13 protein-coding genes are annotated in these 14,488 nt (G+C 70.0%); 6 read left to right on the top strand and 7 right to left on the bottom strand.

Annotated features, from left to right (window positions below):
* Positions 1-7 precede the first annotated feature (7 nt).
* Genes OG417_RS30930 through OG417_RS30915 form a run of 4 tightly spaced genes read right to left on the bottom strand, consistent with a single transcriptional unit; the run spans position 8 to position 3,493 of the window.
* Complete coding sequence (locus OG417_RS30930; protein WP_329236026.1) at positions 8-1,024, bottom strand: Ldh family oxidoreductase; 1,017 nt, start codon at positions 1,022-1,024, stop codon at positions 8-10.
* Positions 1,011-2,006, bottom strand: coding sequence for an NAD(P)-dependent oxidoreductase (locus OG417_RS30925; protein WP_329236025.1), 996 nt, complete (start codon positions 2,004-2,006; stop codon positions 1,011-1,013). The genes OG417_RS30930 and OG417_RS30925 overlap by 14 nt, the downstream gene beginning before the upstream one ends.
* 30 nt (positions 2,007-2,036) lie before the next feature.
* Positions 2,037-3,197 carry a UxaA family hydrolase gene (locus OG417_RS30920; protein WP_329236023.1) on the bottom strand — a complete coding sequence of 387 codons (1,161 nt, stop codon included), beginning with the start codon at positions 3,195-3,197 and terminating at the stop codon, positions 2,037-2,039.
* Entirely contained in the window at positions 3,176-3,493 is a 318-nt protein-coding gene (locus OG417_RS30915) for a UxaA family hydrolase (protein ID WP_329236021.1), read from the bottom strand. Before OG417_RS30915 ends, OG417_RS30920 begins: the two co-directional genes overlap by 22 nt.
* 272 nt (positions 3,494-3,765) lie before the next feature.
* On the opposite strand from OG417_RS30915, the gene OG417_RS30910 reads away from it, so the two are divergent.
* On the top strand, positions 3,766-4,758 hold the full coding sequence (locus OG417_RS30910; protein WP_329236019.1) for a LysR family transcriptional regulator: 993 nt from the start codon (positions 3,766-3,768) through the stop codon (positions 4,756-4,758).
* 71 nt (positions 4,759-4,829) lie between these two features.
* Here the strand turns inward: OG417_RS30910 and OG417_RS30905 are convergent, their stop codons facing one another.
* Complete coding sequence (locus OG417_RS30905; protein WP_329236017.1) at positions 4,830-5,162, bottom strand: DUF202 domain-containing protein; 333 nt, start codon at positions 5,160-5,162, stop codon at positions 4,830-4,832.
* A gap of 61 nt (positions 5,163-5,223) precedes the next feature.
* On the bottom strand, positions 5,224-5,610 hold the full coding sequence (locus tag OG417_RS30900; RefSeq protein WP_329236015.1) for a YidH family protein: 387 nt from the start codon (positions 5,608-5,610) through the stop codon (positions 5,224-5,226).
* 241 nt (positions 5,611-5,851) lie between these two features.
* Between OG417_RS30900 and OG417_RS30895 the strand changes: the two genes are divergently transcribed.
* From OG417_RS30895 to OG417_RS30880, 4 genes are all read left to right on the top strand, one after another.
* Entirely contained in the window at positions 5,852-7,249 is a 1,398-nt protein-coding gene (locus tag OG417_RS30895; protein WP_329236013.1) for a 4Fe-4S dicluster domain-containing protein, read from the top strand.
* A 12-nt stretch (positions 7,250-7,261) separates the two neighbouring features.
* A complete protein-coding gene (locus tag OG417_RS30890; protein ID WP_329236011.1) occupies positions 7,262-10,069 on the top strand; it encodes a molybdopterin-dependent oxidoreductase in 2,808 nt (935 codons plus the stop codon).
* Positions 10,062-11,159, top strand: coding sequence for a P-loop NTPase (locus OG417_RS30885; protein ID WP_329236009.1), 1,098 nt, complete (start codon positions 10,062-10,064; stop codon positions 11,157-11,159). Before OG417_RS30890 ends, OG417_RS30885 begins: the two co-directional genes overlap by 8 nt.
* A 143-nt stretch (positions 11,160-11,302) precedes the next feature.
* Complete coding sequence (locus OG417_RS30880) at positions 11,303-12,106, top strand: helix-turn-helix transcriptional regulator (protein ID WP_329236007.1); 804 nt, start codon at positions 11,303-11,305, stop codon at positions 12,104-12,106.
* A gap of 50 nt (positions 12,107-12,156) precedes the next feature.
* Here OG417_RS30880 and OG417_RS30875 read toward each other — a convergent pair whose 3' ends face one another.
* Complete coding sequence (locus OG417_RS30875) at positions 12,157-13,266, bottom strand: globin domain-containing protein (protein ID WP_329236005.1); 1,110 nt, start codon at positions 13,264-13,266, stop codon at positions 12,157-12,159.
* A 471-nt stretch (positions 13,267-13,737) separates the two neighbouring features.
* Here OG417_RS30875 and OG417_RS30870 point away from each other — a divergent pair, with 471 nt between their 5' ends.
* Positions 13,738-14,457, top strand: a complete 720-nt coding sequence (locus OG417_RS30870; protein WP_329236003.1) for a gamma-glutamyl-gamma-aminobutyrate hydrolase family protein — start codon at positions 13,738-13,740, stop codon at positions 14,455-14,457.
* Positions 14,458-14,488: the final 31 nt, after the last annotated feature.

Raw genomic sequence — 14,488 nt, 5'->3', positions numbered from 1 at the left:
GCCCGGGTCAGGCCCGGGAGGCGGCCACGCCGAGTTCTCCCGCCCACTCCATGAGCCGGCTCATGGTCTCGTCCGCGATCGTCAGATCGAGGTCGTCATCGAGGTCTCCGGGGGCCACCCGGGCGGCCCCCGGAACGCGCCCCCCGTGCCGGCCGACAAGGTCTCGCAGTCCGTCGAATCGCCGGGACGCCGTGTCGGCTCCGAGCACGCTCGGGTCTATCGCCAGCACCGTGTGCGAGATTCCCTGCGGCCGTGCGTCGTCATCAGGATCGAACATGTCGGGCACGTCAACCGCGAGATTAGGTCCCGTCAGTCCTCCCGTGAGCGCCTCGACGAGGAGTGCGAGCACGTATCCCTTGGCTCCGCCGAGCGGAGCCAGCATGCCCCGCAAGCCGGCGGCCGCGTCGGTCGTCGGGGTGCCGTCGGTGTCCAGCGCCCAGCCTTCGGGCAGTTCCCGACCCCGCGCGGCGTAAGCGGCGACCTTCCCGCGCGCCACGGTGGTGGTGGCCATGTCCACGATCATCGGTGCCCGTCCGGTGGGTATCCCCGCCGCGATCGGGCTGGTGGACAGCAACGGAATCGCTCCGCCCCAGGGCGGCATGACCGCCGGTCCATTGCTGAACACGATTCCCAGCTGGCCGGCCTCCACCATGGGGTACACGTACGCACCCAGCGCGCCGCAGTGTGAGGAGTCGGCGATCGTGGCAACCGCGACCCCGGTCGTCCGGCATCGGTCCCGTGCGGTCTCGGCGGCCTGCCACACCTGCCAGTGCCCCAGCCCGGACTCCCCGTCGTACACGATGGCGGCCGGGGCGTCCGCGCGGAGGGTCAGCTCGGCGTCGGCCCGGCAGCCCCCGGCCGACAGCCGGGCGAGATAGTAGGGGAGGCGCAGCAGGCCGTGCGACGGATTACCCCATGCCTCTGACAGCAACAGGATCCGTGCGGTGCGATTCGCCCGGTCGGCCGGCACTCCGGCGGCGGTCAGCAGGTCCGCGGCGAGCCCGGTCAACTCACCGATCCTCATGGGACACCTCCGTACGATGCGGTGCGGTGGCATGCCGGCCGACAGCCGCCGAGGCGCGGTCCCCCCTGAGCACCGCGGCGACGTCGGCGGCGAGTACCGCGGCGATCCGCTGTTGGCTCTCCCCGGTGATCCCGGCGACGTGCGGCGTGAAGAGCACTTGGTCCAGTCCGTCCAGCGGGCCGGGACCCGGCGGTTCTTCGGCGCGCACGTCGAGCCCGGCGCCGGCCGGCCTGCCGTCGCGCAGCGCTTCGGCGAGCGCGGATTCGTCGACGACCTCTCCACGACCCACGTTGATCAGGATTGCTCCGGGTGGGACGCGGGCGAGCAGGTCGGCGTCGATCAGGCCACGGGTCTCGCCGGTCGCAGGCAGGTGAACGCTGAGCACGTCGGAACGCGCGATGAGGTCGTCCAGGGAGACCATCTCGATCCGCAACGTGCGGATCAGTTCGTCATCGCGTGCGACGAAGGGATCATGCGCGATCATCGTCACCCCGAAACCGGCCAGCAGCCGGGCGACCGCCCGTCCCGTCGCGCCGGCGCCGAGCAGTCCCCAGGTCCGGCCGGACAACTCACGACCGGGGGTGCGCCGCCACTGGCCGCGGCGCACCGCCCGATCGTGCGTCCGCAGGTCGCGCAGCAGAGCGAGCGCGAGCAGCACCGTGTGTTCGGCGACGCTGACCGCGTTCGCGCCAAACGCCGCGCTCACCACGACACCGGCCTCGTCGGCGGCCCGCAGATCGATGTTGTCCAGCCCCACTCCGGCGCGACCGACGATCCGCAGCCGCGGCGCGGCCGCGAGCAACTCCGCGTCCACCCGCGTGCGGTTGCGTACGACCAGGGCGGCGGCCCGGGAGAGAGCGTCGAGGTCCGACCGCGGATCGGCCAGGCGCCGGACGTCATGGCGAGCGGCGAGTTCCTCGAACGCCTCCCCCCACACGCCTTCGGTCACGAGTACCGGCTCCGCGGTCGGCTTGTCAGGCATGTCGATCTCCCCGGGCGTCGATCGCCCTCCTCAGGCGCTGGGGTAGAGCTTCGTGAACGTGTACTCCCGGTGGCCGAGCGCTTCGGCGCAGGTCATCCGGCCGTTGATGGTCCGGTCGATCGACTCCATCAGCCGGTCACCAGCCTGGGAGAGGGAGTACTCCATGCGCAGCAGGCCGCTGACGTCGACGTCGATGTGCTCGCCCATGGTCTCAGCCGTGTGCGGATTCGCCGTGATCTTGATGACCGGCTCGATCGGGTTGCCGATGACGTTGCCCTGCCCGGTCGGGAACAGGTGTACGGCGGCGCCGGCGGCGGCCATCAGGGTGATGCACTCCGCCGCGGCCGAGGACGTGTTCATGAAGTTGAGCCCCTGCCGGGTCGGCGCCTCCGCCTCGCGCAGTACGCCGACCACCGGCACGCTGCCGGTCTTGGCGATGTTGCCCATCGCCTTCTCCTCAATGGTGGACAGCCCGCCGGCGATGTTGCCCTGGGTGGGCTGAGAACCGAGCAGGTTGGCGCCGGTCGCCTCGATCGTGGCGAGGTAGTCGTCATAGGTCTTCTGGAACTCGGTCCGTACCTCATCGTCGACACAGCGCTCGGCGATCAGGTGTTCGCCGCCGGTGAGCTCGCTGGTCTCGCCGAACAGAACGGTGCCGCCGGCCTCGACCCACCGGTCGACCGCCTCCGACGTCGTCGGGCAGGACCCGAGGCCGCTGGTCGTGTCGGACTCGCCGCATTTGATCGACATCATGATCTCGCCGCGTTCGACCGGCTCACGGGCCAGTTCGCCGGCGTCCTGCACGTAGCGCTGGGCGATGCGCGCGGCAGCCTCGATCGTGCGCAGGTCACCACGACCCTCGATGGCGAGGCCGGTGACCGGCTTGCCGGTGGTGGCTATCCCGTCGACCACGCGCTGCGTCCAGTTCGGCTCGATGCCGATCACGACGACGGCGGCGACGTTCGGGTTACGCCCGGTTCCGATCAGCGTTCGGAACGTCAGTTCCAGGTCCTCGCCGAACTGCAGGCGCCCGTACGCGTGGGGGAGCGCCAGCGTTCCCGGCACGATGTGGGCGACGGCTTCCACCGCCGCGTTGGAAAGGTCGTCCACCGGCAGGATCGCCACATGGTTGCGGATGCCGACCGTCCCATCCGGCCTGCGGTACCCGGTCAGGCGACGCTGTTCTGCCACCGTGCGCTCCTCACATTCTCAACGTGCACGTACTCGCCGATCGCTATGTCCTTCGTCGCGACCGCCACTCGGACGCCGTACTTGATGACATCGGCGCCCTTCGTCAGTTCCGTCACCGCGAACTTGTGCCCGAGAGGCACCGGGCGGAGGATCTCGAACTCGCACCGCCGGCCGGATTTCAGCACCGCGCCTTCGACGCGCCCGGGCTCGAGAGCCGTGACCGCCACCGCGACCGAATCACCCTCGTCATGGATCAGAAACTGCGGCGGGGCACCCGCCGGGACTTCGCCCTCCATGCACTTACCTCCGAGTTTCGACGTCTGTGGTCTGACCTCTGAACTCAGACGCTAGCTGCTGAGGGCGGATCACGTAAAGAGGGGACGCGGCATCAATTCCGGTGCGCCGGCCACGTGCCGCGCGGCCCGGCTGGTCTCCTGCCGCACGGGACGAAGGCGCTGGTCTGGGACCATCGCGTTACGAGGCGTCGGTCCAGAGGCGCCTGGCGCCGGGCCGACAGCACGGCCGAACCGCGGGTGCGCGTCGTCTGGCGGCATGACAAGGTTTAGGTGTGCCATTGCCCCCCGACACTCCCGAGCTGGCAGATCTTGACCTGCTGCTCTCGATCGAGCGACTCGGAAGCCTGGGGCGGGCAGCCCGGGAGCTCGGCATCTCCCAGCCGGCGGCGAGCGCGCGGATCCGGCTGCTCGAACGCCGGCTCGGACTCGTGCTGCTCGACCGCTCGCCCACAGGTTCACGCCTGACCCAGGCCGGGACCAGCGTCGCCGAATGGGCGCGCGAGGTCATGGCGACCACGACCCGGTTGCTCGCCGGGGCGGCCGCGCTGCGCAACGTGGAGAACGGCTGGCTTCGGGTGGCCGCCAGCATGACCGTGGCGGAGTACCTCATGCCTCGGTGGCTGGTCGCACTGCGCCGTGAGCTGCCCGAACTGACGGTCGCGCTCCGGGCGGAGAACTCGCACGACGTCGTGGAACTCCTGCGGGCCGGGAAGGTCGACCTGGGGTTCGTCGAAGACCCGGCCGCGCATGCCGACCTGTCCGAGCTGGTGATCGCCGACGACGAACTGGTCGTGGTGACCGGACCGGCGCACCCGTGGGCCGGCACGGACACGCCGATCACCAGCCGTGAGCTGGCCACCGGACGTCTGGTGCTGCGCGAGCGTGGCTCGGGTACCCGCGAGACGCTGCACCGCGTGCTGGGCGACCTGCGCGACGACGATCCGCACCTCGAGCTCTCCTCGACCACGGCGATCAAGGAGGCGGTCGGTGCCGGAGCCGGCGCCGCCGTGCTCAGCGCCCTGGCCGTCGAGCGTGAGCTGTGCACCGGCCAGTTGATACGGATTCCGGTGACCGGAATGGAACTGACCCGCACGTTGCGTGCGGTCTGGCGCCGCCAGACCACCCTGTCCACCCAAGGCAGGGCCCTGCTCAGGATCGCCACCCGCACGAGGTCCGCCGCGCGGGGACTGAGAGAGACGGCCGGCGACGGCCGGCGCCGAGCGGGCGAGCCGAGCCGGCGACCTGGACCGCATGAGCGGCTCTGAGCGCGGAAGCCGGACAGGCGCGCGGGGCAAGGAAGCTGGACAGACGCGCGCGGTGGAGAGATACAGCGTGTTCAGTGGAAAAGGATGGCCTGCACGCCCGACAGGACGGCCGTCAGGGCGGAAAGGACGCTGACCACGGCGAGCGTGCCCCGGCGAGACGCCACGCCTCGGTCGCGGAGTGAGACGCCGCGCCGGTGGCGCCGCCGGCCCAGGACGTGCACCGCCCAGCCCGAGCACAGCGTCCCGACGCCGAGTCCCAGACTCGTGAGGTGCGAACCGCCGTGCCCGAGATGCATCAGCAGCGCACCGAACGCCGCGAACGAGAGCGCGGTCCGGTCCCACGCCAGGCGCGTACGCTCCCACTGCAGTCCGGGCCTGGCCGCCTCGCGTCTCTCCGCACTCACGAACGGCCTGTGCCGCGGTATCGGCCGATCACCTCGGGCGCCCATGGGCCGACGCGCACGGTCATGAGGGGCCTCCGGCGCCGCGCACGATGAGGACGACCGCGCCCACGGCCACCAGGCTCAGGCCCAGCGCCAGGACTCGTGGTACCGACGAGCGCGGCAGCGGCTGGTTCATTCGCATCGCCCGTTCGTTCCGCTCCCAGCGAGCGTAACTCGACGCGGAGATCAGCAAGGCCAAGGTCAGCAGTATGAGGCCCAGCACCGTCCGGCCGCCGGGGATGCTGAAGCGGGGCACGAGCTGGACGACGCCGACCCCACCGGCGAGCAGCCCGAGGGACGTCCGGATCCAGGCCAGGAAGGTTCGTTCGTTCGCGAGCGAGAACCGGTAGTCGGGGTCCTCGCCGACCTCGTCCAAAGCCTGCTTTCGGGTGCGCCAGGTGCTGGGCACGGCCACCTCCGTTACGCATGACGGCACGTCGGCCGAACACTAACCACCGGCCCCGATCGTTCCGTCGTTCCGAGGAGGGTCATAACCCAGGCCTATGGCCCCATCACATACTGACCGCTACCGGCGGCCCCCGCATCGTGCGCATGGTTGTCAGGTGCGATATGGCTTCGCGATCGATCAGCGCACGTGTATCGGCTGTCACGCGTGCACGGTGGCGTGCAAGACAGAACACGAAATCCCCGTGGGACAGTTCCGCACGTGGGTGAAGTACGTGGAGAAGGGGGAGTTCCCGGCCACGTCCCGCGAGTTCGGCGTGATGCGCTGCAACCACTGCACCGATGCGCCGTGCGTCAAGATCTGCCCGACCCAGGCGTTGTTCAAGCGTGAGGACGGCATCGTCGACTTCGACGGTGACCGCTGCATCGGCTGCAAGAGCTGCATGCAGGCGTGCCCGTACGACGCGATCTACATCGACGCTGAAACCAACACGGCGGCGAAGTGCAACTTCTGTGCCCACCGAGTCGACCAGGACCTCGAGCCGGCCTGCGTCGTCGTATGCCCCACCCATTCCATCTGGGTCGGCGACCTCGACGATCCGGACAGCGGGATCAGCCGGCTGGTGAACACCAACCCCACGGCCGTACGTGCGCCCGAGCGGGACACCGGCCCCAACGTGTTCTATCTCGGCGCCGACCGCGCGGTGCTGGACCCGCTGGCCGCGCCGGTCGACGACACCTACATCTGGGCCCAGCCGGACCGGCAGCGCCTCGACATGGCACGCGACGGGTACGGCGACGCTGAGACGAAGGCCCGCACCACCCTCAACACCGCGCATCCACGGCCCTGGGGCCGGCGGGTCATCACCTACCTGTGGACCAAGGCCGTCGGCGCGGGCGCTTTGTTCTTCGCCGCGCTGGCGCTGGTCCTCGGCACGGATCTCGGCCCGATCGGGCGGTTCGTCGCGCCCGCGCTCGGGGTCGTGGGCGCCGCGAGCACCGGCGCGTTGCTGGTGTGGGACCTCAAGCGGCCGGAGAGGTTCCTGTATCTGTTCCTGCGGCCGAATCCGACCTCGTGGCTGGTCTGGGGCGGCGTGGTGCTGTCCGCCTGTGCCGGGGTCGGTGGGCTGTGGCTGCTGTTCGGAGACTTCTCTGTGCTGCGCTGGCCGGCGATCCCGGTCGCCGCGATGACCGCCGGCTACACCGCCTTCCTGTTCGGGCAGGCCAGGGGGAGGCAGCTGTGGCAGTCGCCGGCGCTCTTCTGGCATTTGATCGTCCAGGCGGCGATGGCCGGCTCGGGCGCCCTCCTCGTGGCCGTGCCGTTCGCCGGCCTGGACGACGCCGCGACGCGTTTCCTGACCGTGGGATTCGCGGTCTCGGCAGTGTGCCACCTGCTGCTCCTCGCGTTCGAGTACGGAGGCGGGCATTCCGCCCGTGGCACCACGATCGCCGCGCACCTGGTGTCCCGCGGTCGTTACGCGAAGACATTCTGGCTGGGCGGTGTGCTGCCCGTGGTGGTGGCGATCCCGCTGGCATTCCTCGGCCCGGCCGCAGGCGTCCTCTCCGGTCTCATCGTCCAGGCCGGCTTGCTGGCGTACGAGAGCGTCTACGTCCGCGCCGGCCAAGATGTGCCGCTCTCCTAGGGAGTCCCTCGCATGAGCATCGACCTTCCGGGTGCCCGCAACCACGAACGGCTGCGGAACTACCCGCCACCCGAGACGTGGGACCATCACGTCGAGAACGACGCGAAGGCGCACCCGCGCAAGGTGCCGCGCGAGTACATGCTGATCCCGACCACCTGCTTCAACTGCGAGTCGGCCTGCGGGCTTCTCGCCTACGTCGAGAAGCCGGACCTGTCGGTCAAGAAGGTCACCGGTAATCCGGCGCATCCCGGTTCGCGAGGACGTAACTGCGCCAAGGGGCCCGCCACCATCAACCAGCTGAACGATCCCGAACGCATCCTGTATCCGCTGCGCCGTACCGGCGAACGGGGGAGCGGTTCCTGGGAGCGGGTCACCTGGGACGAGGCACTGGATGACATCGCCGCGCGCATCCGTCGGGCGATCGTGGAGGACCGCAACGATGAGATCCTCTACCACGTCGGCCGTCCCGGCGAGGACGGCTTCGCCGAACGGTTCCTCCAGGCGTGGGGGGTCGACGGGCACAACAGCCACACCAACATCTGCTCCAGCGGCGCCCGCTTCGGCTACAGCATGTGGGGCGGATACGACCGTCCGTCGCCCGATTACGCCAATGCCAAGGTCATTCTGCTGCTGTCAAGCCATCTGGAGACCGGCCACTACTTCAACCCGCACGCCCAGCGGATCATGGAGGGAAAGCTGGACGGCGCGAAACTGGTCGTACTGGACCCCCGTATGTCCAACACGGCCGCACGCGCCGACGTGTGGTTGGCCCCATGGCCGGGCAGTGAGGCCGCGATCCTGCTGGCGGTGGCCTCCTACCTGATCCGTACCCGGCAACTGGCGACGGACTATCTCCGTCGCTGGCTCAACTGGGAGACGTATCTGGAGCGGTTGCATCCGGAGGCGCCGCGCGATTTCGACACCTTCCTGGACCGCCTGGAGGCCGATTACTCCTCCTACACCTTCGAGTTCGCCGCGCAGGAGGCCCGCGTACCGGTGGAGCGGATCGAGGAGCTGGCCGAGATCGTGGCCGGTGCGGGCACGCGGCTCGCGGCCCATATCTGGCGTGCCGCCGCCGCGGGCAATCTCGGCGGCTGGCAGGTGGCCCGGTCCCTGTTCTTTCTCAACGTGCTCACCGGCAGTGTCGGTACCAAGGGCGGCACCAGCCCGAACGGCTGGAACAAGTTCGTCGCGCACGGCCCGAACATGCCCGCCGCGCACGAACGTTGGAACGAGACTCTGTGGCCGCGGGAGTATCCGATGTCCACGAACGAGATGTCGATCCTGCTCCCGCACTTCCTCGCCGACGGCCGGGCCAGGCTCGAGGTCTATTTCAGCAGGGTCTACAACCCCGTCTGGACCAATCCGGACGGCTTCATGTGGGTGGAGGCGCTGAGCGGTACGGAGCAGGTGGGCTGCCACGTGGCGCTCACGCCGACCTGGTCGGAGACGGCGGCCTATGCCGACTACGTACTGCCGATGGGCCACTCGACGGAGCGGCACGACGTCCACTCGTACGAGACCCACGCTGGGCGCTGGCTGGGATTCCGGCAGCCGGTTCGCCGAGTGGCCATGGACAAACTTGGTCAGAGCTACCACGACACGCGTGACGCGAATCCGGGCGAGGTCTGGGAGGAGAACGAATTCTGGTTCGAGCTGTCCTGGCGGATCGACCCGGACGGCGAGCTGGGGATCCGCAAGTACTTCGAATCGCCGTACCGGCCCGGCGAGAAGATCACCGTCGATGAGTACTACCGGCACGTTTTCGAGAACGCCGTGCCGGGACTTCCCGAGAAGGCGGCCGCGGCCGGCCTGGCCCCCCTGGAGTACATGCGCAAGTTCGGGGTCGTGGAGATCGACTCGGAGGTCTACCGGGTCGACGAGCGGCCGCCGGCGCCCGATGAGCTGGAGGGCGCCGAGGCCGATGAGAACGGTGTGCTGCGTCGTCCGACCAGCCCGGACTCGGTTCCACCACTCATCGGCGAGGCCGGGTCGGTCGGGGTCCGGCACGAGGACGGCACGGTGACGGTCGGCTGGCTCACGCCCTCGCGGAAGCTGGAGATCTACTCCACCGCGCTCGCCGATTTCGGCTGGCCGGAGCACGCGACCCCGGGCTACATCGAGTCGCACGTGTCGCGTCGCCAGGTCGACGTGGAGACGGGAGAGCTCGTCCTCATGCCGACGTTCCGGCTTCCCACCCTCGTCCACACCCGGTCCGGCAACGCCAAGTACCTCAACGAGATAAGCAACACCCACCCACTGTGGGTGAACCCGCAAGACGCCGGTGGAATCGCCACGGGCGATCTCGTCCGTGTCCATACCGAGATCGGCCATCTCGTGGTCCGGGTCTGGGTCACCGCGGGCATCCGGCCGGGGGTGGTCGCCCTGTCGCACCACATGGGTCGCTGGAGGCTGCGCGAACAGGACGGCAGCCGGTGGGTGAGCGGCCTGGTCGACCTGCGGCGTAGCGATGAGGGGGTCTGGCGGCTGCGCTATCGCGAACGGGTGCGGCCATTCGCGTCCACCGACCCCGACAGCTCCCGGATCAGCTGGGACGATCCCGGCGTACACCAGAACCTCGCCTTCGCAGTGCATCCGGACCCCTTGTCGGGAATGCACTGCTGGCACCAGAAAGTGCGGCTGGCCCCGGTGGAGCCGGGTGACGAGTACGGCGACGTCGTCGTGGACACACGCAAGTCTCGCGCCGTGTACCGGGAGTGGCTGGAGAAGACACGGCCGGGTCCGAACGCGGACGGGCTGCGCCGCCCCGAGTTCATGATGCGGCCGGTGAAGCCCAAGAGGCGGGCCTTCCATGTCTGAGTGCGAGCGATCGATCCACACCGCGCTCGCCTCGGTCGATGATCCCGAGATCCACCGTCCGATCACCGAACTCGGCATGGTCGGCGGAGTCCGCGTCGGCAGGCGCGGCCGGGTGAGCGTGCGGCTTCTTCTCACGACCTCCGGCTGCCCGCTTCGGGAACGGCTGCGAGCCGACGTCGAGGCCGCCGTTCGCGGTCTGCCGGGCATCCGGCACGTCGACGTCGAGTTCGCGACGATGACGGCGCGGCAGCGGGCCGAACTGGGCGAGCGAGTACGCGCGCAGGTCGGAGGCGTGCGCGGCGTCCTGAACGACCGCCCCGCGGTATACGCCGTCGCGAGCGGCAAGGGCGGGGTCGGCAAGTCGACCGTGACGGCGAACCTGGCGGTGGCGCTGGCCCGTACCGGCAAGAGGGTCGGCGTGCTGGACGCGGACGTGTGGGGTCACTCGATCCCACTGCTGTTCGGAGCCGACCGTGCTCCGGTCGCTCTGGGCGGCGCCATGCTGCCCGTCGAGGCCCACGGCGTCCGACTCATGTCGACCGGATTCTTCGTCGGCGACGACGAGCCGCTGATATGGCGCGGGCCCATGCTCCACAAGGCGCTCCAGCAGTTCCTGGACGATGTGCACTGGGGCGAGCTCGACGTGCTGCTCGTCGACCTGCCGCCGGGCACCGGCGACATCGCCATCTCGCTACTCGAACTCGTACCCGACGCGCAGGTCGTGGTCGTCACGACCCCTCAGCCGGCGGCCCAGCAGGTGGCCCGGAGCGCCGGGCGGATGGCGGCCGACCTCGGAATCGCGATCGCGGGAGTGGTGGAGAACATGTCGCAGTTCGCCTGCGCGTGCGGACGGCATACGCCGCTGTTCGGTGCCGGAGGGGGTACCGCGCTGGCCGACGGGCTGGGCGTGTCGCTGCTCGGCAGGGTTCCTCTCGACGTGGAGCTGCGGGAGTCGGGCGACATCGGCGTCCCGGTCGTGGCCGGCCGTCCGGACGCGCCGTCCGCGTCCGCGCTACGAGACATCGCCGGAGCGCTGCCCGGGTCGAGGAAGAGCCTCATCGGAGTGTCGCTGCCCCTGCGAGCGCTCTGAGACGGTCGTCTCTGTGAGAGGCTCAGCGCTCGCCGGGTCCGCGACGGAGGGCCGCAGCCTCCCTGCGGAGTCCGCGCGGAACGGCCCGCGTTACCTCCCGGGTAATCGCCGGTGGGCGGAGGGATGGGTAGCGTGCGGGCACTATGGTTACCGCTACCGCCACCCGGCCCGTCGGGGATCTGCTGCGTGACTGGCGTCGCCGTCGCCGGCTCAGCCAGCTCGAGCTGTCCAACGAGGCCGGGATCTCCACCCGTCACCTCAGTTTTCTGGAGACCGGCCGTGCCAGGCCGAGCCGCGACATGGTGCTGCGGCTCACCGAACGCCTCGACGTGCCCCTGCGCGAGCGGAACGGCCTGCTCATGGCGGCCGGGTTCGCGCCCGTCTACCGGGAGCGGTCGATCGACTCGCCGGAGATGCGGCCGGCGCGGGAGGCGCTCAACCGGGTGCTCGACGGGCACGAGCCGTACCCCGCCATCGTCGTCGACCGGGTCTGGAACCTCGTCATGGCCAACGAGGCGGCCATGCTCTTCCTGGAGGGCGTGCCCGAGGACCTGGTGCGTCCGCCGATCAACATCCACCGCCTCGCGCTGCATCCGCGTGGGCTCGCCGCGCGTGCGGTCAACCTGCCGGAGGTGCGGGCGCACCTCGTCGCGCGGATGGCGCGGCAGGTCGCGCTGACCGGGGACCCGGAGCTCACGGCGCTGCACGAGGAGACCCGGGCGTACGGCGGCGGCGCCGATGACGGTCCGCACGAGCCGTCACACGACATCGCGCTGCCCACCCGGCTGCGGTACGACGACCAGGTGCTCGCCTTCTTCAGCACGGTCACGACCTTCGGCACCGCCGAGGACGTCACCCTCGCCGAACTGGCCATCGAGGCGTTCTTCCCCGCCGACGACGAGACCGCCGCCTTCCTGCGGCGGCGCGGCGAGACACGGCACCGCTGAGTACGGCCCCTCGGCCGTCGCGACGCGCCCCGGCCGCGCCAGGAGAGGTCCTACTGGTCGATCCGGTCGTAGTGGATGTGGCCGGCGGGGACGCCGAGCTCGTCCAGGGCCGTGACCGTGCGCTGGATCATCTCCGGCGGTCCCGCCACGTAGGCGTCGTGGCGCGACCAGTCGGGGAAGCGGTCGAGGACGTCCGGTACGAGGCCGTGCAGGCCGTCGTGGGACGGGTCCTCGGACACGACCGGGACGACCCGCAGCCACGGCGTCCGTTCTTCCAGGGCCCGCAGGTCCGGCAGGTCGTACAGGTCGGCGGACGTGCGTGCGCCGACGAGCAGGTGGATGTCGCGGCGCAGGTCCTTCTCGACCGCCTCCTCGACCAGGGCCTTGAGCGGGGCCAGGCCGGTGCCGCCGGCGACGCAGAGGATGGGCCGGTCGGAGTCGGGGTCGAGGGTCATCGTGCCGGCCGCGTGGCCGAGCAGCAGCGTGTCGCCGATCTTGGTGTGCCGGACGAGCGTCCCGCCGACCCACCCTCCGGGCAGCGCGCGTACGTGGAAGCGCAGCAACCCGTCCGGGCGCGGGGCGTTGGCGACGGAGTACGGCCGCCACGTCCACGGCCAGCGCGCGGTCTGGACGGTGACGTACTGGCCCGCCCGGTACGGGAGCGTCGAGCCGGGGCGTACGGTCAGCGCCGCGACGTCGGGCCGGCGCAGCTCGTGCTCGACGACCTCCGCGGTCCACCACGGCGGCAGCGGCGAGGACTCGGCGGCCTCGGCCATCATCGTGGCCGCGGTGGCGTAGGCGTGCCGCCACGCGCACTCCATCTCGGCGGTCCAGGCGTCACCGCCGAACCTGCGCAGCGTGGCCAGCAGCGCCCGCCCCATCGCGTCGTAGTGCTCGCGCGTCACCCCGAACCTGTGGTGGTCACGGCCCAGCCGTGACAGGAACGTCGACAGAGTGCCGGGGCTGTCGATGCTCCAGACGATCTTCCGGAGGGCGTGGAAGAAACGATCGCGCTGGTGGTTCATGGCCGGCGGGAAGAGTGCGCGCAGGCGCGGGTTCTCGGCGAATAGGCGGCCGTAGAAATAGGCTGAAATGTCCTCCTCTTTCCCCTCGAAGAGGGCAAAGCTCTCTTTGATGATCCGGGGATTCACCGATTTCATCAATCCCCCCACTGTCGGTTCGATGACCTCGATCACATTTCCCCCGGAGGAAGTTTCGCATCTCACCAGGGAGAACATCAACCACCTACGGCGGTAGAGTCCGGGCATATACGTACTGTAATCAGTAATCGATTGCTTGTGATCGGAGAGTGATTGCCGAGCGGCGACAAATACCGACCGGTATAAGATCGTTTTACTGGCGTCGCTGATATCCTCACCTCCGAGAGTGTTAGAAGAAATACCAACGAGTTCGAAGGATTGTTCACTCGGGAGCGGGTTCCGTCATCCCGTGGCGAGGCGCCGCCGGGCGAGGCGCCCGCCGAGGGCGGCCGGCGTGCACCCGGCGAATCCGTCCGGAAGGTGGTGGATCGGGCGCTTGGTGGGGATGGGCCCGAAAGGCGCGGCTATGCGCAATGATGATCAGAAGCGATCAGGCGTCCGTAGGCGCGGCGTCCAGGAGGGGGCTCTGGCATGGCAGGGGCGACGTACGGCGCGGTTCCCCCGCTCATCGGAATCACGTCCGGCCTCGAAGCCGCGCGCTGGGCCGACTGGGTGCGCGAGGCGGTGCTGCTCCCGGTGGCGTACCAGCGAGCGCTCGAACGAGCGCGTGCCGTGCCCGTCCTCGTGCCGCCCTCGGTGCGCGCCACGATCCCGGTCCTCATCGAGCGGCTCGACGGCCTCATCTTCTCCGGCGGCGGCGACATCGAGCCGTCCCGGTACGGCGAGGAGCCGCACGAGCAGACCGGCCCGCCGCAGCCGCACCGCGACCGCTTCGAGTTCGCGCTCCTGCGCGCGGCGATCGACGCGGACCTGCCCTTCCTCGCCATCGGCCGCGGCATGCAGGCGCTCAACGTCATACGCGAGGGCAGCCTCATCCAACACCTGCCCGACGTCATCGGCGGTCACGCGCACCAGCCCTCGCCGGGCCGGTTCGGCCGGCACCGCGTCCAGATCTCCGCGACCAGCATGCTCGGCAAGACCCTCGGTGACCACGCCGAGGTGATGAGCGGCCACCACCAGGCGGTCCGGCGGCTGGGCAAGGGCCTGTCCACGGTCGCCTGGGCCGACGACCAGATCATCGAGGCGATCGAGCTCCAGGGACACCGCTTCGGCGTCGGTGTGCAGTGGCACCCGGAAGAGGCCGACGACCCGCGCCTCATCGAGGCGCTCGTCGCCGAGGCCCGCGGCTGAGCGACCGCCGGAACCCCTTCGGGCGAGCCCT

Source organism: Actinoallomurus sp. NBC_01490 (assembly GCF_036227085.1).
In the GTDB taxonomy this organism is placed as follows: Bacteria; Actinomycetota; Actinomycetes; order Streptosporangiales; family Streptosporangiaceae; genus Actinoallomurus; species Actinoallomurus oryzae.
This window is presented reverse-complemented; position numbering and strand designations above follow the sequence as displayed.